Here is a 22,187-nt window from a genome sequence, read left to right on the forward strand (position 1 = left end):
AAAATAAAAATATCAAACTAAAAATGTCTGAAGGTTTATTTCAGACATTTTTTAGTTTGTTCAAAACATTAAAATACATCTAATTATTTCGCTTTATCTAAAGTGAAAATTTAAACTTTAAAAATCATGAAAAATGCACTTTTAATAGTTGCGGTAATCGCACTTTCGGTTCTCTTTTTTCTCAATTGTTTCATGTTTCCGGACAGTCACGAAGAATTAATTGGAGAGCCAAAATCTGAAAAAACAAACCTCGAAATCTTAAATAATAATAATAATAATAATAATAATAATAGCTTCGCTGTTGTAGAACTTTTTACTTCAGAAGGTTGTTCGAGTTGTCCTCCTGCCGATGAATTAATGGCGAAATTGCAACAACAAACTGGCGATAAAAACATTTATTTCATGGCATATCATGTTGATTATTGGGATCGTTTGGGATGGAAAGATCAATTCAGCTCGAATGAATTTACGAATCGCCAACAGAAATATCAGGATTGGCTTCACTTGTTTGTAATGTACACGCCTCAATTTATCATTAACGGAAGTACTGAATTTGCAGGTTATAATGAATCTGCTTTAAAGCAAAAGGTTTCTGATGCTTTGAAAGCCAAAACAATAGCAGATTTAACTCTAAGTTCAAAATCAGATAAAGATTCTTTAGAAGTAGATTTTAAAACTAATTTACTGGAGAAAAACACGAGTTTGTTTGTTGCTACAATTCAAAAACAGGCAACTTCTAATGTAATTCGGGGTGAAAATAAGGGTAATATATTACATCATGTTCAAATTGTGAGACAGCTAAATTCTTTTTCTTTAACTGAAAAGCAAGGAAAAGTAAAGATTCTAAAACCAGGGAATTATAATTTGAAAGACTTTGAATTAATTGGGTTTATTCAAAATACCGTTACCGGAAAAATACTTATAACAACAAAAGCTGATTTATTGTAAATCAGCTTTTTTATTTGTCTTAATGTTATGATTAATAGATCTTGTAAAGGTTTTTGTCATTTCGAGCGAAGGGAGAAATCTCCACGAGAAGCTCGACAAAGATTGGATTCTCGTTGCGGAGTTTCTTGCGAAGATTTCTCCTCCGTCGAAATGACAAGATTGTGTTTAAACTTCAGGGTTACGAGAAAAACTAAAATTTAAAAGCTATTTTACCTATTCTCTAACCAACTTAAAAACGCAGTAGCTTTCTCTTTTCCTACCAATAATTTTTCTTCTGTGGGAACGGTTAATTTGAGGATTAACTTGCGAGAAAAATAATGTTCTGCTTCTCTGATTGCTGAGAAATTAACCAAATATTGTCTGTTGACTCTAAAGAATTGCATTGTAGATAATAGTTTATGAACCTCATCGAGGGATTGTGTAATTTGATATTCTGTTTTATCAAATGTCATAATCGTTGGGGTTTCATTTTTGATGTAAAAGAAGGCTATATTCTCTGTTAGAACGGTTTGATATTTATTGTTTTTAAAAACCAAAAAGCTGCTTTTTCCAGTATTTTCGCCAGTTCTGGTTAATAAATATTCGAAATCAGGCATCATTTTTTTATTCCTTTGAAAGAAATTCTTCAATTCGCCTACTTTCTTTATTGCGTTTGCAATGCTTTCTCCCGAAAAGGGTTTTAAGACATAATCGACTCCGTTTGATTTGAAAGCTTCAATGGCATAATCGTCAAAAGCGGTGCAGAATATAACGGGTGACAAAACCTCAACGTTTTTAAATATCTCAAAACATAATCCATCTGCAAGTTGAATATCCATGAAAATAAGATCAGGCTGATCGTTTTCCATCAAATAACTTACGGCTCCGTCTATGCTTTGTATATAGGACAAAATTTGAGCATCTGGTCTGATACTCAAAATAAGCTGACCAAGTGCTTTGGCCGTTTTAACTTCATCTTCAATTATTATGATAGTCATAGATCATTGGGATTTTTACTTTAAAAGTAGTTTCGGTTTTATGAATTTCAATTTCTTTATGAATCAGATGCATAAATCTCTGATTAATGTTTTCAAGACCTACGCCTGTCGATAATACGCCTCTTTTGAGTTGTATTTTATTTTCGATAATTAGAAAATCATCTTCTGAATATAAATTAATTTGTAAAGGTTTATCGAGTGAAACAACATTGTGTTTGATACAATTTTCAATTAATAATTGCAATGTAAATGGTGGAATTGCTGAGTCGTATTGTCTTTTATCAACTTCATTTATTAGAACAAATCCGTCTTCGAAACGGGCTTTTAGCAAATAAACATATGAATCTAAAATTTGAAGTTCTTCCCGAAGCGGTATTAAATCTAACTTTCGGCTTTCGAGTGTAAAACGATAAAAATCAGATAGTTTCAAAATAAAATCAGAACTCTGCGGATCCTGAATTTCTACCATCGATTTTAATGTATTCAAGCTATTAAACAAGAAATGCGGATTGACTTGTTGTTTTAAAAGTTCGTATTGTGCACCAAGATGTATTGCGTGTGTACGTTCCAGCTCCATTCCCATTTGCTGCGTTTGATAGTTTTGAAAAAGCAAATGCAGAAACATATATACAATCAAATTGATGAGAACGCCTCGCAATTCGAACATAATTGGTGCGTCCATTTTTGAGATCTGAAAAAGTTCCTGATGTCCAATTACGAGTACAACCATTATTAGGATTCCTAATATGACACTTAGCAACAGTTTCCAATTGAACAAACTTTTATTGGTACGTTGTGTAGAGAATTTTGGAAGACTATAAATGTTATAATACCATATAAAAATGGAAAACATCAACGTAATCGACGAATTGATGACAATATCTCCAGGTGTCGAATCGGCATCAAATAATTTGGGAATCGAAGCAAGAACTGCCAATGCTATAGAACTTCCCCAAATCACCTTGCGGGAAACGTGAAAGCTTTTTACTTTTTCCATATTTTTTTTATCTGTTTTTTTAGCTCTTGCTTTGTCAAAGATAGGATTTTTTGAAAGGCAATTTATTTCATTTTGACTTTTGCAATACAAAATAAATTGCTTTTTTATACCTAAATTTTAGATTTAAATAAAGTACTTAAATTAACTGTTTATCAATAACTAATAATCTAACATATAATTACTAATATTTAAAACTGTCATTTTGTCGACTTTATTTTTTGCTAATTTTCACAAAGAAGGAACTTGAAAATTTGCTTTGTTTACACCCAAAATACTTCCGGTTTTTGAATCTTGTATAAACCCAATTACTTCAAAATCTTTTGTATTAAAATCATTAGGTAAATGAAGTATCGCTATTCCGGATCTGTCTCTGTTTAAATTTACAGTATGCAAATGATGAACAATTTGATAATGGGATAAAATACGATGTGCATTCTCTCCTCTTTTCACATTGCTTTTGGCAGCTTTTTGAACTAATGCAATCAATAACTGACTGTTTTTTGAAGTTCCTTCTACATTATAATTTACTGCGAGTGTATTATTGTTTTCAACAGCTTCTAATGATACATTAGCAACAGCGGGCTTAGAAAGTGCGTTTTTAATAGCGTTTCTCACAACGGTTTCTTGTGAAGCAATATAATCTGCTTTGCCGTTTACGATTACTTGTGGTGTATAAATTGGTTCTTTTCCCAGGAATTTTGCGTATTCGTATTGTCTTTTGGTATAATCAGGATTGCTAAAGATGTCTTTCCAGCCTTGTTTGTCCCAATAATCAACGTGATAAGCCAAAACATAAACATTGTCCTCTTTATATTCGTTTTGGATTCTTCCCATTAATTCATCTGCCGGAGGACAACTTGAGCAACCTTCGGAAGTATATAATTCTAATAAGGCAAAACCTTTTGTTGCTTTCTGCTCAGGATTGTTTTGACTAAAAGCCATTGTTCCGATAAATAACAGTAATGTGGCAAATAATGTCTTTGCAATTTTTGTATTTTTCATAATATGTGTTTGTTTAGAGTAGTTAATAGAAAAGCCTCAACTATTGAAGAGGCTTTTACTTGGATTATTACAGAATATTAATTTCTACATTAATGTTTCCTCTTGTGGCTTTAGAATAAGGACAAGTCTGATGTGCTTCATGAGCCACAGCTTTGGCAGTTTCAGGATCTAAACCCGGAAGACTGATATTCAAACGTGCTTGTAAAGAATAAGCTCCGTCTGTCAGACATAAATCTACTTCGGTATCTACGGCAGTATCAGCAGGCAATTTGATATTTAGTTTAGAAGCTGCAATTCCCATTGCGCCAATAAAACATGCTGACCATCCAGCTGCAAAAAGCTGCTCCGGATTTGTCCCAGGACGTGAAGATCCCGGTGAACTAAGTTTTATATTCAATTGATCGTCTGAGCTTTTTGATGCTCCTTCGCGACCACCAGTAGTGTGCGTTTTTCCTGTGTACAATACTTTTTCTACTTGAAAGATGTTGTTGTTTTCCATGACTATTTTAATTGTTAATTGTTGATTATTAATTGTTGCTGTTATGATTTTTAATTTTTAATTCTAAATTTTTAATTCTTGCCAAAAGCATCCACATCTATAATTGCTTGGGCGAAAGCTTTTGGGTCTTCTTGTGGTACATTATGTCCGATGCCTTTTAGGATTCTGTGGGCATATTTTCCTGTGAATTTATCTGCGTATGCTTTTCCATCTGCGTAAGCGCCGTCAAAGTCACTTGCTATTGTAATCGTAGGAACTTTTATTGCCGGTCTTGCTGCTAAACGTTTTTCTAAACTATCGTATTTAGATTCTCCTGCTTCAAGCGATTGACGCCATCTGTAGTTGTGAATTACAATTGCTACGTGATCCGGATTATCAAATGATTGTGCGGTTTGATCGTAAGTGGCTTTATCAAAATTCCATAATGGAGAAGCGATTTGCCAGATTTGTTTGTTGAATTCGTAGGTGTTTTGTGCGTAACCTGCTTTTCCTCTTTCAGTAGCAAAATAATATTGGTACCACCATCCAAGTTCTGCTTTTGGAGGCAATGGTTTTAAGTTGGCTTCAAGATTTACAACCAAATAACCACTTACCGAAACTAATCCTTGTAAACGTTCCGGCCAAAGCGCTGCCATTACAACTGCTGTTCTTGCGCCCCAGTCAAAACCGCCAATTATGGCTTTGTCAATTTTAAGTGCATCCATCAAAGCAATAATATCACTTGCTAACGCGGCTTGTTGTCCGTTTCTAAAAGTATCTTTTGAAAGGAAACGAGTTGTTCCTGATCCTCTTAAATATGGTGTGATTACTCTATAGCCTTTTGAAACTAAAATTGGAACGACTTCGTTATAACTGTGAATGTCGTAAGGCCATCCGTGAAGCAAAATTACCGGAGTTCCGTTTGAAGGTCCTGCTTCTGTGTAACCAACATTCAATAATCCTGCGTTGATTTGTTTTAAGGTTCCCAGTGAACTGCTTACTTCGATTTCTTTTGTTTTTTGTTGGTTTGATTGTGCCGAGATTTGTGTTGCTGCAAATAATAAAACGGCGATTAAAACTGCTTTTGAAGCTGTTGCTTTGATAATTGTTTTGATTTGAGATATTGTTTTCATAAGTATTAATTATTTGATTATTAGTTAATTTCTTCGTCAAAGGTATCTCGGCAATACTCTTTTTAAAAGATGAAAAAAGGTGAAGTGGACAAAGTAAAAGGTGAAATGGACAGTCTTTTAGTTATGAGTTATGAATTGTGAAATGTGAATTGTGAGTAAGTTAACCGCAAAGGGCGCTAAGGTTTACGCAATGTTCGCAAAGTTTATTTCGCACAGCTTTGCGATCTTTGCGTTTTTATAGAAACTTACGAGTAAAAAATCTTTGCGCGCTTTGCGGTTAAATCATTCGCTAACTTATTTCACGCAAAGTCGCAAAGTCGCAAAGTTTATTTTCGCACAGCTTTGCGATCTTCGCGTTTTTATAGAAACTTACGAGTAAAAAATCTTTGCGCGCTTTGCGGTTAATTTATTCGCATTTCAACTTGAAACCTGAAACTTCAAACTACTTCTTCAATACTAAAATTGGTTTCCCTTTCTCTACAACATACGTTGCCAATTCAGAAGCTTTTGCGTTTGTATTATTTTTTGCCGAGTGAACCGTTCCTGCGGGAATAAACAAAACTTCTCCCGCTTTTAGTGTTACTGTTCCTTGACCTTCTACTTCATATTCTAATGTGCCTTCTAATACATAAATGATTTCTTCGCCCGGATGATAATGTTTTCCAAAAGCGGAATGTGCATCAAAATCAATTCTTGCCTGAACGGCTTCTTTTCCCGGAATGCTTAGATCATGTTTTTGTAAATCGGTACGTTTTATTCCTGATTGTTGTGCGGAAGCGTTATTTGAAGCAAAAGCCATAAAAAGGAACATTGCAATTGTATATAAGCTGAAGTTTTTATTTGTTTTCATATTGTGTATGTTTTAGATTGTGTGTAATTATTTAAACACATAGAAACATAGTTTTTCTGATACTGAAAAGGCGTTTCACTTTCCATGAATTCACATAGCTATGTGAAGAAAATTTAATTTTCTATTTTATTCTTTCTTAAAAGATAAAACCTATGTTTCTATGTATTAAAACATTTAAATTAAATAGTTTTATTATTTTCTTAATGATTTAAAAGCTGCACGAAGTTCTTCTGTATAAAGCTGTGGTTCTTCCCAAGAAGCAAAATGACCACCTTTGTTTACTTCATTAAAATAAATTAAGTTTTTATACGCTTTTTCAGTCCATGTTTTTGGCGCCTGATAAATCTCTCCGGGAAATACCGTTACTGCAACCGGAATTTTGATATCATGTGTTTTTTGCTCTACAACATTAAAATTGTTATTGTTGTTTTCCCAATATAAACTAGCCGAAGAATTGGCTGTATTCGTAAACCAGTATAAAGATATATCGTCAAGGATTTCGTCTCTGGTAAGTGATTTTTCAGCATTACCACCGCTGTAAGTCCAATCATTAAATTTATCTAAGAAAAATGAAGCTAAACCAACTGGTGAATCTGTAAGTCCGTATCCTAAAGTTTGAGGACGTGTTACCATCATTCCTGCATATCCTGCACCTCTGGTATATAATTTATTCAAAGAATTGAAAGCTGCTTTTTCTTTTACTGATAATCCTGCAGGCGCCGGATCTCCGTCTTGTAATGCTTTGGCAATATCAGCAGGAACCGTTGCCGGCATATTCAGGTGAATCCCCAATAATCCTTCCGGAGCTTGACGTGCCATTGCATCTGCGATTACAGAACCCCAATCACCACCTTGTGCTACATAATGTTTATATCCCAAACGTTTCATTAATACATCCCAGGCGCTTCCTATTTTTTCTACGCCCCAACCCGTTCCTGTAGGCTTTTCAGAAAAACCATATCCAGGCATTGAAGGAATTACAACATCAAAAGCATCTTCTGCTTTTCCGCCATAAGCAGTTGGATCTGTTAATGGTCCGATAACTTTTAAAAGTTCAAAGAAAGATCCCGGCCATCCATGAGTAATGATAATTGGTAAAGCATTTTTATGTTTTGATTTTATATGAATGAACTGAATATCTAATCCGTCAATATTGGTTACAAACTGTGGTAATGCGTTTAACTTAGTTTCTGTTTTATGCCAATCATAATCTGTTCCCCAATATTTTACAAGACCTTGAATCTGTGCTAATTTTACTCCTTGTGACTGATCTTGTACAGTTTCTTTTTGTGGCCATCTTGTAGCATTTACGCGTTCACGAAGTTCTGTGATTGCTTTTTCTGAAATAGTAATATGATAAGGACGAATCGCTTCTGAATCTGTTTTCCTTTTTTCTAAATTCTTTTGTGCAAAACCAGTTGTGGTAAGCAAAAGGAAAGCTCCTATTGCAAAAATATTTGCGATGCTTCGTTTGTTTGTGTGAATTGTTTTCATTGTTTTTGATTTTAAATTATTTGTTTATCAGTTAATTTCTTCCCAAAAGTATTCCGATAACAAGCCCTTTAAAATCAAGAAATATCTCAAACAGGCGAAGTTGATGCCCAAATGGACATTCTTAAACTTGAAAAATTTACGCATTACAATAATGGCAATTTTTCTAAAATCAAATAGATGGAAGTGCTGAGGCTTTCGTTCTGCTTACTGTAGGATAGAATTCTTAGAACTGAATAAGTATTACGATGTAAAATTACTCTTTAATAGTATGACGATACTTTAAATGATCTTATAACTGTTGTTTCAAGATTTTTATAAATGTATTTTCTTATGATTTATACAAATAGAATCATTAAAGCATAATAAACTGAATATAAACAAGATACTCATCTGTATTGCAATACCTTTATACTATAAACTCACTTATCCGCACATTAAAAACTTCCCTTAAGGATAAAGGCAAATCTTATGTTTTGCCAATAATTTGATTCCATTATTATAATGTTGTGAACCCAAAGTATTTCGGGTTCTGAATTGTCAGACTCACTACTCACTTCGTCTGTTTGACCTATATTTTGACTGTACTGCCTGTATAGCCAAAATACCTTTGTCTCCAATAATTTAAAATAATTTAAAAACAAACACAATGGAAACAGTTAAACAACAAGTAAAGAATGATTTACTAGAATTTGCAATCAAAGGTCATGGCGGTCAGGTAAATTTCAATAAGTTTGAAACTGTCTCAGCAAGACTTATCTGCGATGGAGTTCTTTGGTCAATGGTTGGACATCCGGGATCTGTAGATGATATTTATGTTACTTCTAATACCAATAAACAATTTACATCACATTCACCATTTCTTAATGAAGATTGGCATACTGCTTTTACAGCAAAACATGTGGCGATACTAAATAGTAAAGACGAAGTTCTGGAAGAGATTTCAAATCCTCGTGATTCTTTTGCCGGATATACAACAGAAACTCCGTGGAGCCGACTTCAGCTTGCTTACTTTACCGGATATGCAATGTGGACGTATTTTAATGCGCCTTTTAATTTTGTAAATGAAGGTTACAAAGTAAAAGAATTAGAACTGTGGGAAGAAAACGGAGAGACATTTAGAAGACTTCAAGTGACTTTTCCGGAAGATGTAGCTACACATTCTCCTGTACAGACTTTTTATATCGACAAAGAGGGTCTTATTAAAAGACATGATTATAATGTAGATATTGCCGGAGGTGCAACTGCAGCACATTATTTATCTCATTACATCGACGTACAAGGCATTAAAATAGCCACTAAAAGAAATGTGTATATAAGACAGGAAGATAATACTCCGTTGTTTCCCGAACCTTTATTAGTATCTATTGATTTAAGAGAAATCAGCAGAAAATAACAATTCACAACAGTATCAGCAACAATAAAATTAATTCAACTGAAAAGCATCATATCAATATGGTGCTTTTAATAAAACATATCTAATTATGAAAAATAAAATTGCATTTGCACTCTGTATGGGTGTTATTACAACAGGAATTATTTCTTTTAGTTTAATAGCAATCAATCTTGGTTTTACCGAAAACTTTTTGAAAGTCTGGCTTAAATCATGGGGAATGGCTTATGTCTTAGTTATTCCGGCTATACTAATTATTGGACCTCGTGTACAAAAAGTTATAGACCAAAATATACAATAAGGCTAATTTATCCCACATTCTTTACCAAGGCATTTCAGATTTGAAATTGTCCGCTTCATTCCCTACTTCGTCTGTTTAACCTATTCTCTGATTGTAGCGACTGGATTGTCAAAATACCTTTGCTTCAGAAATCTAAAATTATTATTCCTTTTAAACCAAAAACAATGAAAACAATTAAACAATACAAACAAAATTTCACTGGTATTTTTACATTCGCTTTGCTATTCCTGATGATAACAGCTGGTTTGGCTCAGAAAAAACAAATAGCAAACAATACTTCAGAATCTATTCGTCCTTGTGAATATCATGCTACACAAACGCAACTTGATGATTTGAAACGTAGAATCCAAAACACAAAATGGCCGGACAAAGAACTTGTCACTGATAATACGCAAGGTGTTCCGCAAGCAACAATTCAATCTCTTGCTAAATATTGGGCAAACGATTATGACTGGCGCAAAATTGAAAACAAAATCAATTCTTATCCTAATTTTATCACTAAGATTGATGAAGTTGATATTCATTTTATTCAGGTAAAGTCTAAACATAAAAATGCTTTGCCAATAATCATTACTCACGGATGGCCAGGTTCTATAATTGAGCAATTAAAAATTATTGGTCCTTTGACAGATCCAACTGCTTATGGCGGAAAAGCCGAAGATGCTTTTGATGTTATCATTCCTTCAATTCCTGGTTACGGATTTTCAGGAAAACCAACCGAATTAGGCTGGGGACCTGAGAAAATTGCTCAAACATGGGTTACTTTAATGAAACGCCTTGGATATCAAGAATTTGTAGCTCAAGGTGGCGATTGGGGCGCTTTGATTACTGATATGATGGGTGTACAAGCTGCACCGGAACTTATTGCGCTACATACTAATATGGCCGGAGCTGTGCCTAATGAAATTAATGCAGCTGCCTTTACAGATCAGCCTGAACCTACAAACCTTTCAATAGATGAAAAGAAAGCTTACGGACAACTTGCTTTTTTCTACAAACATGGTCTTGCATATGCTCAGGAAATGGGAAATCGTCCGCAAACTTTGTATGCAATAGAAGATTCACCAATAGGATTGGCTTCATGGATACTAGATCATGACGCGAGAAGTCTTGAATTGATTTCGCGCACTTTTGCCGGAAAAAATGAAGGTTTAACAAAAGATGATATTCTAGACAATATTACTTTGTATTGGTTAACAAATACTGCGGTTTCTTCTTCTCGTTTGTATTGGGAAAACAAGCTTGCTTTCTTTGCGCCAAAGAATGTAAAGATTCCCGTAGCAGTAAGTGCTTTTCCTGACGAAATTTATACAACACCAAAAAGCTGGGCAGAAAAAGCATATCCAAACTTGGTATATTTCAATAAATTGGAAAAAGGAGGTCACTTTGCAGCTTGGGAACAACCTGAAACCTTCAGCAAAGAATTAAGAGCAGCTTTCAAATCTGTACGTAAATAACAACAGCAATTTCATACTATTTTATTGCTCCATTTACCAACTTAACATGGTTAGTAAATGGAGTTTTTTTTATAATACTTAATGGCTAATTCTAAGCAAGAAATACAAATCCGTTTAAGATCTCATATTTAACATCTTCCATAAAACTTAGGCTTAAGCCAAAACCATTCCGCCATCCATTAAAATATCTGCGCCTGTTATAAATACAGAAGCTTCACCGCTTAAATACGAAACCATTTTTGCAACATCAGCTGCGGTGCCCATTTGTTTCAGCGGAATTCTTTCGACAACAACGTCCATAATAGATTTTACAGTTGCTTCGTCTAAACCTACTTTTTTCATTACTTCGGTTTCAGTTGGACCCGGACTTACTGAATTTACTCTGATTTTTCTTGGAGCTAATTCTACCGCTGCAATTTTCATTATAGCATTAAGGGCTGTTTTGCTTGAAGAATAAATTGATGAACCGGCGCCACTCATACTCGCTGTATTAGAAGAAAGAAATACTACTGAAGCTCCATCTTTTAGAATTGGAATAAATCGGCTTAAAGTAAAATATGCTCCTTTTAGGTTTATATTCATAATATCATCATATAAAGCTTCTGTTGCTTGCTCTATAGTTCCTAAACCAGCGATTCCGGCATTGATAAAAAGAATATCAACTTGTCCAAAATCTTCCTTTACTTTTAATGCTAAACGATCAATATCTGCAACACTCGATTGATCAGCAACAATAGCTGTAACGTCTAATTCTGAAGCTGCTTTTTCAATTGCCTCTTTTCTTCTTCCTGTAATGATTACCGTTGCACCTTGTTCTTTTAATTGTTTTGCAGTAGCATAACCAATACCGCTATTTCCACCTGTTATTACTGCAACTTTATTTTTTAAATTGTCCATTTTTTATGTTTTAAATTAACGGTACAAATTTAAAACTCAGAGCATATTACTTTTTCAACGGTATCATTGAGTATACCAAATTTTCTATCCTATAAGTGGTATAAGTTCATTTAAGTTGTACTGTTTACTAAGTGGTTAGCTTAAATTCTAATTACTAAATTCAGCATTTAAACTTATATTTTCTTATATCACTTATATGGTGAAAAATAAATGTTTTTATATCTTAGTTTAAAATAAATTCTAATGGCAAGAAATCAGCAAGAAGAAGTTCGCGCGCTTCAGGATACGATATATGTTTTGGGTGGTAAATGGAAATTACCCATTATCAATTCGATTTGTAACGGAAATAACAGATTCAAAGAAATCCAGCAAAGTATTCCGGGAATTACGTCGCGAATGCTTTCGAAAGAATTAAAAGATATGGAACTCAACAATCTTGTGAAAAGAACCGAAGACAGAGATGCAGAAATAGCAATACTTTATGAATCTACAGATTATTGCAAATCATTTGGACCAATTATTACCGAAATGATTAACTGGGGAATATCTCATCGGGAACACATTAAAAACAAAAAAACGAATACAGCGTTATAGCTTTCAAATTCTTAGCATAAATTAAATTAATTAGCAGTAAAAAAGGGTATTTATACCCTTTTTTCATTTCTTATATATTGATAAATTTGAATTCAATTAATTCACTGTACTACAGCTAATTAAACTTCTACTCTACTGAAAATACTGCTACATGCCTCCTTTTTATTGTTTTGCACAATTTCCTGCAGAATAATACTATTTTCATCCCGTCATAAATATTAAAACTCTAATAAGTTCAAATTTTAATTATTAATTAATTTAAATGAAACTAATATGGCAACAACTGTACATCTTGAGAAAAAGATCAATTATGAAATCTATGATTCGTTAATAATTTATATAAACTTGTAGCAAGTATTAAAAAACAATATACATTAAAATAACATTTAAGAAATGACCAATATTTATCCAAAAGAATATTTCAAAACGTTAAATAATAAAGTTGAAAGAGCCACTTGTTTTATAATGATGCCTTTTGATCCTAAATTTGATGATGTTAATAATACAATAACAAATACACTTCAATCTACTAACTTAAACTTTGTTTGTAAAAGAGCTGATGACATTATAGAACCTCATATAGTGGAAACAATATTAAAAGGCATTTTGAGAGCAGAATATATTATCGCCGATTTAACTGATCGAAATCCAAATGTTTTTTATGAACTTGGAATTGCGCATTGTATAAAAGATATAGACAAAGTAATAATTTTAAGTCAAAATATGGAGACAATTCCTTTTGACTTGAGACAATTTCGTTGCATTACATATAAACAAACAGAAGAAGGTTTAATACAGCTCCGTGATGACTTAATAAAAACGTTTGAAGCAGTTGCTAAACATAGATTCGTATTAAAAGTAACGGAAGGGAAGGAACTTCTATTTGATAAAAAATTAGCTGGAAATGACACAAATTTTTATCAACTTGAATTTAAAGTGCCTCACATTGGATACGGAGCGATAAAATTATTCATTAATTTTAATCAAATTCGTATTGACAGAGATCCTTACATTATAGAATCGCAATTTTTATTTCTGACAAATGAAAAAGCGACAGAAAAAATACAAAATATTCCTTGGTCAGTATCATTATTGAATATTGATGAACAAAACAAACAAGCTGTAATTTCAATTGAAATAGATTAAAATAACAAACATAAATTATAAATCTCTATAACGATGATTTAATAAATTAGAGAAAATTATATAGTGCCGAAATATGAAAATAAAAAAAACAGGAGTAAAAATACTCCTGTTTTTTATTTCTTTATTAAAAAAACTCACGCTAAACAAAAATTACTTCGCAGAAATAACTTCCATAATCTTAGTATAAATTGCTGTGTTTTGATAAACACCTGCAAAATTCTGAGCTCCTGCTCCATAAGCAAAAACCGGAACTGGAACTGCTGTATGATCGTTTGTACTGAAGCTTCCGTGTACATATCCTTTCTCGATACTTCCGTCGATTAAAGAAAGTCCGCCTGTTTCGTGGTCTGCGGTAACGATTAAAAGTGTTTCAGGATTTTTGTCTACAAATTCCATTGCTTGTCCAACTACTTTGTCAAAATCAAGCATTTCGCGTACTACATATTCCACGTTGTTTTGATGTCCGCCGTAATCGATTTGCGCACCTTCGGCCATTATAAAAAACGGATTTTTTGTTTTAGCAAAAGTTGATGTTGCTTTCGCTAAAGATTTAGTCAAAAAGTCTCCTCTGCCCGCTTTCATAGAAACTACCGAAGCATCTTCTAAAACAACAAATTTCAAGTTTTTGATGGTATCAAGACTACTGAATTTATCCGAAAAAGTATATCCTTTTTCTTTTAAAATCTTAGAAAGATCTTTACCGTCTTTTCTCGCATAAAATTCTTTTTCTCCTCCTCCAATCAAAATATCTGATGGATTTGATAGAAAATCATTTGCAATAGGTTCGCTATAACTTCTCTCTGGCTGATGTGCATAAAAACCAGCCGGAGTTGCTTCTGTAATATTTCCTGCTGAGATTATTGCGGTTTTGTAATTTTTCTTTGCCAATTGTTGTGTGATTAATTCTAACGGTTTTCCGCTTTCATCAACACTAATAAATCTATTATTGGTTTTATGTCCCGTTGCCATTGCCGTTGCTCCAGCAGCCGAATCTGTAATATAACTGTCCGAAGATTTTGTAATAGACAATCCCTGAGTCGGAATATTAAATAAACTCAACTGACCTTTATTTGCCGTATAACCGGAATAAATCTGAGTTAATCCCATTCCGTCACCAATTAACAGAATTACGTTTTTAGGTTTCTTTTTGGCGAAAGCCGAAACATTTTTAGGGACATACGCCTGATGAAATTCAGTGTTTTGAAAGAATGTCGTCTTTATATTATTGATGAATTGTGTCAATGTAGGAACATTGTCTGTAGCAATATAATCCACTTTTAGATTCATCAAAGTCATCCATGTATTCACATTATCTGCTGTTCCCCAAAATCTGATTTTTTTATTCTGATCGTGTACTTTTTTAATGATTTCCTGTACTTTTTCAGCATCAGCCTGAGTCATTACACCTTTACCATTCCAAGGTGTGATTTCTTTTAAATCCTCACTAATCATTTCGACACGAGCTAATTGCTCTGGAGAATAATTCTCGTTTAATCTTCCGTCAAAATAAATAAACTCCGGATAATCTTTCCAGTTTGCCGGAGAAGGTCTGCTTCCTGAAATAACCACTTTCAGGTTTTTATTCGAAATCAAATCCGGATACATTTTTAATTGTTGAGCAATTAATTTTAAAGTTGGCTCAGCTTCCGTTTTGATATCAATCATCAAAATTAAAGGTTTATTACTTGGATATGCTTTTCCGTTCAATGCCTTTAATTTATTCGATAAAGGATCCAAATACAAACTTCTAAGTGTATTGTAACTTGTAATTTCCTTTGAAGTATGAGCAACTGGTAATTCGTTATTTACTAAAAAAACATCGGCTTCAATAACACCGGCTTCATTAGAATAGGCATCATAAAAAGGATTTTTACTCGCATAATCATTATGAGAATGAATATTTGAAGAACTGTATTCCTGCGCTTGCGCAAACAGGAAAAAATGAAGACAAAAAAGAACTATTATTTTTTTCATTTTAACTGGGGTTTGTTTTTTATCATAATATTTGTCATTTCGACGGAGGAGAAATCACACGCGTAACTCTACAAAGATTGGCGATTATGCAGGCGGAGTTTCTAGTGTGATTTCTCCTCCGTCGAAATGACAATATTGCGGGTACTTCTTTGATATTTCCTTAAACACAAACCAGCCTTTTCCGTAAAAAAGACTGGCTGATTTTTTATATAAAATTCATTTCATTTTTATTACAACTGCAAGCTCCACAACTAAGCTTGCAGTGTAAAAAAAAAACAAAACAAACTGAAACTAATTAATTGTGTATGGTAAACTGTGAATGGCTAATTAATAATTCATAATTTACAATTCATAATTAAAATCTACCAACCTTTATTTTGAGTCAAAGCGCCTTTGCTCACTGCGATTTCATCTGGTGGTATTGGCCAAACGTGGTGAACTGCAGGATTGAAATTACGAGCCGGATAAATCACAGTTCCGTTATAGTGGTGCAAAGGCTTTGCGTATGTTGCCTGAGCATCTCCCCAACGAACTAAATCAAAGTGACGATCTGTCCATTCTCCAGCCAATTCGCAACGTCTTTCTCTTTTTAAATCTGTTAATGTTGCTCCCGAAATACTTCCTAAACCTGCACGATTACGGATCATATTAATTTCAGTGTCAGCGCTTAAACCTTTCATTAATTTGGCTTCAGCCAACATCAAAATCACATCGGCATAACGTAAAAGAGGTACATTTAAAGCTGTTGAAGGTTTATCTCCGTTTGCATTTACATAACGAATATCAATTCCGCCAGAATTTGTTTTTGGGTAACCGAATGGCTCCATATACTTCTTAAACTGATAACCTGTTCTGTTACTAGAACTTACAGTATATTTTCCTTCGTTAAAAGTTACTAATTCTCCAAAGTACATAAACTGATCTCCTTTTTGCAAGATAGTAGCGCTTCGTCTCTTATCAGCTGGATCATAAGTGTCGAACAATTCTTTGGTAGGATAAAAATTTCCCCAACCATTGTAAACTCCCCAACCTTTATCTTCTAAACAAACACCTGGAAAAATAGATCCTAAACCTGTGTTTTCTGAACTTGAAGTTACTGACCAAATATATTCTGAAGACCAATTGTTTTTAATTTTAAATACATCTTCAAAATTGTCAAGCAATTTGTGTTTTCCGCTATTTACGATCATGTTTGCGTACTTAATTGCATTGTCCCAATCTTTAGCATACAAATATGTACGAACTAAATATCCCCAAGCTGCAGTTTTATGAGCACGTCCATAATTGTCTGACGTAAGCTCATTAAAATAAGGCAATAAATCTGCTGCTTTTACTAAATCTGCTGCGATATAGGCGTAGTTTTCGGCAACATTTTTAGCACGTGGTACGTAAACATTTGTTGGGTCATTACGATCCTGAATCGGAATTCCCGCACGATCGTCTCCATAATGGTAAGCCAATTCTAAATGCATTACAGCATGGTTAAAATAAGCTTCTCCAAGCATCATATTTTTTGTTTTATCGTCTAAAGCAATCTTCGGAATGTTACGAATCACGTCATTACAACGTTTCATTACTTCGTAGTGTAATCTCCAAATATCTTTAGTATCAGATTCTGATCCGTCAACAATAAAATTCTTGATACGTTCTGCGTTTTGTCTTGGTTTTGTTCCAATATCGTCACTGGCATTATTCAGCCAGAAAAAACCACGACCATACATATTATCATCAGAATACAAAGCATAAATTGCATTTACTCCCGCTTTTGCATCTGCCGGAGTTTTCCAGAAGTTTCCGGTTGACGGCGCTCCTTGCGGAACAACATCAAGTTCACTTTCGCAAGCCGAAGTGCCTAATAAAAGCACAAAACTCAATAATAAAAGACTTAAATTTTTCATTTTATTTGTTTTATATTTTTTTTAAAAAGTAGCATTTACACCCGTCATATAAATACGAGAAAGTGGATATTTACCTAAGTCAAGACCAAAATTGCTAAGACCAACTTCTGGATCCATTCCAGAGTATTTTGTAATTGTAAACAAGTTTTGTCCTGAAATAAAGAATCTAAGTTTTGCTTTTCCGTTCAACCAACTATCTTTAACTGTATAACCAATCGAAACGTTTTTCAATCTTATGAATGAAGCGTCTTCGATATAAAAATCTGAGATTCTCCCGAAGTTATTGTTGTTATCTGTTGATGAAAGAACCGGAATATTAGTGTCTGTATTTGTTGGCGACCAAGCATTTTTAGAATCAGCCAATAAATTATATCCTGGAAAAGAAGCGTTTAATCCTGTGTATTTTACTGCGTTGAAAACTTTATTTCCTGCAACAGCATTAAAAAATACATTCATATCAAATCCTTTATATCTAAAGTTTGCGTTCAAACTGTAAGTCGTTTTTGGGAAAGGATTTCCAAGTACTACTCTATCGCTGTTATTGATTACTCCGTCTCCGTTTACATCTTTAAATTTAATATCTCCCGCAACTGCATTTGGCTGATATACTGCACCAGTACTGTTTACATATGCTTTTGCTTCGGCATTACTTTGAAATAATCCGTCTGTAGCATATCCGTAATAAGCTCCAACCGGGCTTCCAACCTGATAAATATTTGCTAAAGGTAAACTACGAACTCGGCTAATATTTAAAGGCTCAAGAGAAGTTAAACCGTCTTTGATAGATACAATTTTGTTGCTCAAAAATGCAGCATTTGCCGTTACATCAAATTTAAATTCTCCACGAGTTTTTTGGTAAGTTAAACTTGCTTCAAGACCTTTGTTTTCAACATCTCCAGAGTTTACGATTCTACCTTGTGGCGTTCCTGAAACTCCCGGAAGCTGATCACGAACCAACATATCTTTGTTCTTTTTTACATAAGCATCTAAAGATCCAGTCAAGGTATTATTGAACATTGTAAAATCTAAACCAATGTTTGTTTGCTCAGAACTCTCCCATTTTAAGTTAGGATTTGATAATTCACCTTCTGCATAACCATAATTAATTACCGGAGTTGAACCGATCAAAGCCTGAGTTTGATTCAATGGCACACTAAATTGGTATGGCCCAAGGTTTCCTAAGTTTCCTATTTGTCCCCAGCTTGCACGTAATTTTAAATTGCTTACAATTGGACTAATACTTTTCATGAATTCTTCTTCAGAAATTAACCAACCTGCAGAAACAGAAGGATAAACTTTCCAACGGTTTTCTGATAAAAGTTTTGAAGTTCCGTCGCGACGAACAATTCCTGAGAATAAATATTTTTGATTAAAATCGTAATTCAACCTTCCAACATAAGACGAAATAATTTCATCAGATAATCCTGCTGCCGTTTGCTGAACCAATTTTGCATTTAGCAAATAACGTTGTGATGGATCTTCGTTATCAAAACCAGTTCCTTCGATCGTATAAAAATCTCTTTTTGTTTCCTGATACGTATATCCGGCTAAAGCTTTGAAATTGTGTTTTCCTAATGATTTTTCGTAAGAAATCGTTTGTTCACCTAATAAATCAGTAGTTGTAATTGACTTTTGCGTTAAACGGTTAAAGTCAAATATTTTTCCAGGTTCTGTAATTTTCACTGCAAAATCTTTTGCATTATCCTGAATTCTCGTGTAACCCCAGTTTGTTTTTACTTTCAAACCTTTAACAATTTCCCATTCAGCATAAGGATTGATCAAAATTGTCGACACAGGATTTCTGTTATCTAATCTTTTCAAATAAGCCACAGGATTGATAACGTCTCCGTAAGAACCAATATATTTCTCCGGAACTCCACCAAATTGTCCTGAACCATCTTCTTTATAGATTGTTGCATTTGGCGGATAAAAAATCGCTGCCAAAATTGCTCCCGTATATCCGCTTGACGTATTGGCGCTTTGACCGTTTGTCAACGAATAAGATAAATTTTCTCCAATTGTAAAGTTTGGCGCTATTTTAAAAGAAGAGTTTGCTCTTGCAGTATAACGCTCTCCAAAAGTATTTAATAATATACCTTCGTTTTTTCTATAACTTCCTGAAACAAAGAAATTAGATTTTTCTGTTTTACCGTTTATAGAAAGAGAAAAATCCTGAATTTCCCCTGTATGGAAAATTTCATCCATCCAGTTTGTTTTTGTAGTTCTCGCCGTTGGTTCAAATGCAGGATCAAAAGCAGGAATTCTTGGCATGCCAGCATTATCTCTTGCTAAGTTCATAGCATCAGCATATTCAGCAGCATTAAGAACATCAAGTATTTTGGCTACATTCTGGAAACCTCCCTGATAATTTACATTTATATTTACTTTCTCAGAAACTCCTTTTTTAGAAGTAATTAAAATTACGCCTCCAGAAGCTCTAGCTCCGTAAATTGCTGCAGAAGCCGCGTCTTTCAAAACACTTATCGAAGCAATATCATTTGGATTTAAAGTATTTAAAGATCCACTGTAAATGATTCCGTCCAAAACGATTAAAGGCGTTTCAGCATTCAAAGAACCAATTCCACGGATATTAATTGTTGGTTCAGCCGTTGGATCACCACCATTATTAAGCACTGTAACACCTGCAACAGTTCCTTGTAGTAATTCGGCAGCGCTATTGTAAGTTCTGCTTGAAGTTTCTTTCATAGAAACAGATCCAACAGATCCCAAAACTGCATTCTTTTTTACACTTCCATAACCCATAACTACAACTTCCTGCAGTTGTTTCATATCAGCTACTAATTTCACTTTTATGTTTTTATCTGCCGAAGTTACTTTAACCTCCTGATTAACATAACCAACATATGAAAAAACAAGTACAGCTTCAGATGAATTGATTTCCATCTTAAAAGTTCCGTCAAAATCTGTTGATGTAGCCACGTCAGAACCTTTATCTTTAATTCCTACGCCTGGTAATGGCATTCCGTCAGTTCCGCTGTAAACAGTTCCTGATATATTGATTTTAGTCTGTTCATTATCAGCTACTTTTTGGTTCTTTTTGATTACGATATTGTTACTTACAATTTCGTATTTCAACAAAAAGTTGCTGCATATTTTGTCTAAAGCTTGTTCTAATGTAACATTGTTCAGTTTTAAACTAATTTTTTGATTCGTGTTAACCTGATTGGTTTCGTACATAAAATGCACATCAACTTGTTTTTCAATTTTCTGAAAAACATTTTTCATACTTTCATTTTCAACTTTTAGCGTAACTCTTTTGCCAATATCTACGCTGGCCGCTTTTGCTGTTAATCCGATAAAAAATAAAGCCGCAAAAGTAAGTGCTTTCTTCAATACAGATTTTTTAATGCTCTGACAGTTTTGGATAAACCGCATTTGCTTTTTAGTCATGTTTTTGAGTTTTAATTGTTCTTGATTATGATTGGTTTTCTACGTAGCTTGTTTTTAAATAATATTGTAATCTGTTGTAATCATTAATCTTAACACATATATTCTATGTTGATCTTTATATATGTCTTAATTTTTTTCACGCAGATTGAGCAGATTTTTAATTTTTAATTCTCAATTTTTAATTCTTTTATTCTGTGTTAATTTTCTAAGCTTATTTTATAATATAACTTCCCGATTCTTGTTTATAATCAGCATTTATAATATTGCACACTAAAGCAAGAACCTGATCTACTGTAAGTTCTTTGAAATAAGCGCTAATTTTAAGATTGTTTAAATTCTTGTTTTCAATTTGAACATTTACATTATAATTGCGGTTAATTGTCGCAATCACTTCCGGTAAAGGAGAATCTTCAAAAACAATTATATTTTTTCGCCATAGCGAAATAGAATTCATCGGAATATCTGTAAACGCCTTTAGTTTGTTGCATTTTGATTTAAAAACTACTTTCTGCCCCGGCGTTACATATACATTTTCTTCGGTTACGGTCGACTTTACATTTACTCTTCCGGTTAAAACTGAAACTTCTTGCGTGGCGTGATCCGGATAAGCCTGTACATTAAAACTGGTTCCTAAAACTTTGGTGTCCATTTTATCAGTATGAATGATAAACGGATGTTTTTTGTCTTTGGCAACATCAAAAAAAGCTTCTCCGGTTAAATAAACTTCTCTTGTATCTCCTTTAAATTCTCCCGGATATTTTAATTTACTTCCGGCATTAAGCCAAATTTGAGTTCCATCGCTCAAAACTACTTTGGCACGTTCGCCCGACTTTGTAGTAAATTGTTTGTTCATTATTTGTTCAGACGATAAATAAAAGAAGCATGACAAACCCACTAATACAAGCAAAGAAGCTGCCATAGCCCAATTTCTATTCTGAAGAAAAACGACTTTATTTGATTTCTTTATTTGTCTCAGTTCTCTATTTAATTTCGAACGATCAGATTTTATATTTTCGATACTATCCAATATTTCTTCCGGATGGTCGTACCATTTATTCCATAATTCCTCCCCTTTTGGAGCAGGCTTTCCTTCTAAAAAAAGTTTTATATCTCGATGTAATTTTTCAGGCATTATAATTTGTTTATCTCTTTAATAGTATGTCTTAGAAATATTAATTTCAGGTAGGCGGATAAGGTTACGCTTTTGTTAAGAAAACAAAACGCTAACCTCAAGCAGGAA

The 22,187-nt window shown here is 33.6% G+C and carries 18 protein-coding genes; 6 read left to right on the forward strand and 12 right to left on the reverse strand.

The annotated features are described in order from the left end of the window. Positions 1-126 precede the first annotated feature (126 nt). Positions 127-948 carry a thioredoxin family protein gene (locus tag CLU81_RS00560; RefSeq protein ID WP_099708045.1) on the forward strand — a complete coding sequence of 274 codons (822 nt, stop codon included), beginning with the start codon at positions 127-129 and terminating at the stop codon, positions 946-948. Between the two features lie 209 nt (positions 949-1,157). Here CLU81_RS00560 and CLU81_RS00565 read toward each other — a convergent pair whose 3' ends face one another. From CLU81_RS00565 to CLU81_RS00595, 7 genes are all read right to left on the reverse strand, one after another. Then, on the reverse strand, positions 1,158-1,925 hold the full coding sequence (locus CLU81_RS00565; RefSeq protein ID WP_099708046.1) for a LytTR family DNA-binding domain-containing protein: 768 nt from the start codon (positions 1,923-1,925) through the stop codon (positions 1,158-1,160). After that, entirely contained in the window at positions 1,906-2,922 is a 1,017-nt protein-coding gene (locus CLU81_RS00570) for a sensor histidine kinase (protein WP_099712619.1), read from the reverse strand. Before CLU81_RS00570 ends, CLU81_RS00565 begins: the two co-directional genes overlap by 20 nt. A gap of 228 nt (positions 2,923-3,150) precedes the next feature. Continuing rightward, entirely contained in the window at positions 3,151-3,924 is a 774-nt protein-coding gene (locus tag CLU81_RS00575) for a thioredoxin family protein (RefSeq protein ID WP_099708047.1), read from the reverse strand. Positions 3,925-3,991: 67 nt separating this feature from the next. Next, entirely contained in the window at positions 3,992-4,423 is a 432-nt protein-coding gene (locus CLU81_RS00580) for an organic hydroperoxide resistance protein (RefSeq protein ID WP_199174536.1), read from the reverse strand. A 71-nt stretch (positions 4,424-4,494) separates the two neighbouring features. Further along, the gene (locus tag CLU81_RS00585; protein ID WP_233209622.1) at positions 4,495-5,535 is read right to left on the reverse strand and encodes an alpha/beta fold hydrolase; all 1,041 of its coding nucleotides are present in this window, start codon (positions 5,533-5,535) and stop codon (positions 4,495-4,497) included. A gap of 442 nt (positions 5,536-5,977) precedes the next feature. Continuing rightward, positions 5,978-6,385, reverse strand: coding sequence for a cupin domain-containing protein (locus tag CLU81_RS00590; protein ID WP_099708048.1), 408 nt, complete (start codon positions 6,383-6,385; stop codon positions 5,978-5,980). Positions 6,386-6,577: 192 nt separating this feature from the next. Next, positions 6,578-7,879, reverse strand: a complete 1,302-nt coding sequence (locus CLU81_RS00595; RefSeq protein ID WP_099708049.1) for an epoxide hydrolase family protein — start codon at positions 7,877-7,879, stop codon at positions 6,578-6,580. Between the two features lie 646 nt (positions 7,880-8,525). Here CLU81_RS00595 and CLU81_RS00600 point away from each other — a divergent pair. The 3 genes from CLU81_RS00600 to CLU81_RS00610 all read left to right on the forward strand — a co-directional run bounded on the left by CLU81_RS00600 (position 8,526) and on the right by CLU81_RS00610 (position 11,027). Next, positions 8,526-9,272 carry a hypothetical protein gene (locus CLU81_RS00600; protein WP_099708050.1) on the forward strand — a complete coding sequence of 249 codons (747 nt, stop codon included), beginning with the start codon at positions 8,526-8,528 and terminating at the stop codon, positions 9,270-9,272. 88 nt (positions 9,273-9,360) lie between these two features. After that, positions 9,361-9,570, forward strand: coding sequence for a DUF2798 domain-containing protein (locus CLU81_RS00605; RefSeq protein WP_099708051.1), 210 nt, complete (start codon positions 9,361-9,363; stop codon positions 9,568-9,570). 164 nt (positions 9,571-9,734) lie between these two features. Next, positions 9,735-11,027, forward strand: coding sequence for an epoxide hydrolase family protein (locus CLU81_RS00610; protein ID WP_099712622.1), 1,293 nt, complete (start codon positions 9,735-9,737; stop codon positions 11,025-11,027). Positions 11,028-11,180: 153 nt separating this feature from the next. Here the strand turns inward: CLU81_RS00610 and CLU81_RS00615 are convergent, their stop codons facing one another. After that, entirely contained in the window at positions 11,181-11,924 is a 744-nt protein-coding gene (locus tag CLU81_RS00615; RefSeq protein WP_099708052.1) for an SDR family oxidoreductase, read from the reverse strand. A gap of 243 nt (positions 11,925-12,167) precedes the next feature. Between CLU81_RS00615 and CLU81_RS00620 the strand changes: the two genes are divergently transcribed. Both CLU81_RS00620 and CLU81_RS00625 read left to right on the forward strand, forming a co-directional pair. Next, entirely contained in the window at positions 12,168-12,518 is a 351-nt protein-coding gene (locus tag CLU81_RS00620; protein ID WP_099708053.1) for a helix-turn-helix domain-containing protein, read from the forward strand. 393 nt (positions 12,519-12,911) lie between these two features. Then, a complete protein-coding gene (locus tag CLU81_RS00625; RefSeq protein WP_099708054.1) occupies positions 12,912-13,664 on the forward strand; it encodes a hypothetical protein in 753 nt (250 codons plus the stop codon). 150 nt (positions 13,665-13,814) lie between these two features. Here the strand turns inward: CLU81_RS00625 and CLU81_RS00630 are convergent, their stop codons facing one another. The 4 genes from CLU81_RS00630 to CLU81_RS00645 form a co-directional block, all read right to left on the reverse strand. Next, positions 13,815-15,638 (reverse strand): alkaline phosphatase, encoded by a 1,824-nt coding sequence (locus CLU81_RS00630; RefSeq protein ID WP_099708055.1) that lies wholly within the window; start codon positions 15,636-15,638, stop codon positions 13,815-13,817. 362 nt (positions 15,639-16,000) lie between these two features. Then, on the reverse strand, positions 16,001-17,536 hold the full coding sequence (locus CLU81_RS00635) for a RagB/SusD family nutrient uptake outer membrane protein (protein ID WP_099708056.1): 1,536 nt from the start codon (positions 17,534-17,536) through the stop codon (positions 16,001-16,003). Between the two features lie 21 nt (positions 17,537-17,557). Next, positions 17,558-20,890, reverse strand: a complete 3,333-nt coding sequence (locus CLU81_RS00640; protein ID WP_233209623.1) for a SusC/RagA family TonB-linked outer membrane protein — start codon at positions 20,888-20,890, stop codon at positions 17,558-17,560. A 268-nt stretch (positions 20,891-21,158) separates the two neighbouring features. Beyond that, positions 21,159-22,079: a FecR family protein gene (locus CLU81_RS00645; protein WP_099708058.1), complete on the reverse strand. Its 921-nt coding sequence runs from the start codon at positions 22,077-22,079 to the stop codon at positions 21,159-21,161. Between the last annotated feature and the right edge of the window lie 108 nt (positions 22,080-22,187).

Source organism: Flavobacterium sp. 9, assembly GCF_002754195.1.
Classification (GTDB): Bacteria; Bacteroidota; Bacteroidia; order Flavobacteriales; family Flavobacteriaceae; genus Flavobacterium.

Excerpts from the sequence above, each read along its gene's own strand:
- CLU81_RS00600 (WP_099708050.1), top strand. The coding sequence starts at position 8,526 with ATGGAAACAGTTAAACAACAAGTAAAGAATGATTTACTAGAATTTGCA.
- CLU81_RS00570 (WP_099712619.1), bottom strand. The coding sequence starts at position 2,922 with ATGGAAAAAGTAAAAAGCTTTCACGTTTCCCGCAAGGTGATTTGGGGA.
- CLU81_RS00630 (WP_099708055.1), bottom strand. The coding sequence starts at position 15,638 with ATGAAAAAAATAATAGTTCTTTTTTGTCTTCATTTTTTCCTGTTTGCG.
- CLU81_RS00605 (WP_099708051.1), top strand. The coding sequence starts at position 9,361 with ATGAAAAATAAAATTGCATTTGCACTCTGTATGGGTGTTATTACAACA.
- CLU81_RS00645 (WP_099708058.1), bottom strand. The coding sequence starts at position 22,079 with ATGCCTGAAAAATTACATCGAGATATAAAACTTTTTTTAGAAGGAAAG.
- CLU81_RS00620 (WP_099708053.1), top strand. The coding sequence starts at position 12,168 with ATGGCAAGAAATCAGCAAGAAGAAGTTCGCGCGCTTCAGGATACGATA.
- CLU81_RS00575 (WP_099708047.1), bottom strand. The coding sequence starts at position 3,924 with ATGAAAAATACAAAAATTGCAAAGACATTATTTGCCACATTACTGTTA.
- CLU81_RS00560 (WP_099708045.1), top strand. The coding sequence starts at position 127 with ATGAAAAATGCACTTTTAATAGTTGCGGTAATCGCACTTTCGGTTCTC.
- CLU81_RS00610 (WP_099712622.1), top strand. The coding sequence starts at position 9,735 with ATGAAAACAATTAAACAATACAAACAAAATTTCACTGGTATTTTTACA.
- CLU81_RS00565 (WP_099708046.1), bottom strand. The coding sequence starts at position 1,925 with ATGACTATCATAATAATTGAAGATGAAGTTAAAACGGCCAAAGCACTT.
- CLU81_RS00585 (WP_233209622.1), bottom strand. The coding sequence starts at position 5,535 with ATGAAAACAATATCTCAAATCAAAACAATTATCAAAGCAACAGCTTCA.
- CLU81_RS00590 (WP_099708048.1), bottom strand. The coding sequence starts at position 6,385 with ATGAAAACAAATAAAAACTTCAGCTTATATACAATTGCAATGTTCCTT.
- CLU81_RS00580 (WP_199174536.1), bottom strand. The coding sequence starts at position 4,423 with ATGGAAAACAACAACATCTTTCAAGTAGAAAAAGTATTGTACACAGGA.
- CLU81_RS00615 (WP_099708052.1), bottom strand. The coding sequence starts at position 11,924 with ATGGACAATTTAAAAAATAAAGTTGCAGTAATAACAGGTGGAAATAGC.
- CLU81_RS00625 (WP_099708054.1), top strand. The coding sequence starts at position 12,912 with ATGACCAATATTTATCCAAAAGAATATTTCAAAACGTTAAATAATAAA.
- CLU81_RS00595 (WP_099708049.1), bottom strand. The coding sequence starts at position 7,879 with ATGAAAACAATTCACACAAACAAACGAAGCATCGCAAATATTTTTGCA.
- CLU81_RS00635 (WP_099708056.1), bottom strand. The coding sequence starts at position 17,536 with ATGAAAAATTTAAGTCTTTTATTATTGAGTTTTGTGCTTTTATTAGGC.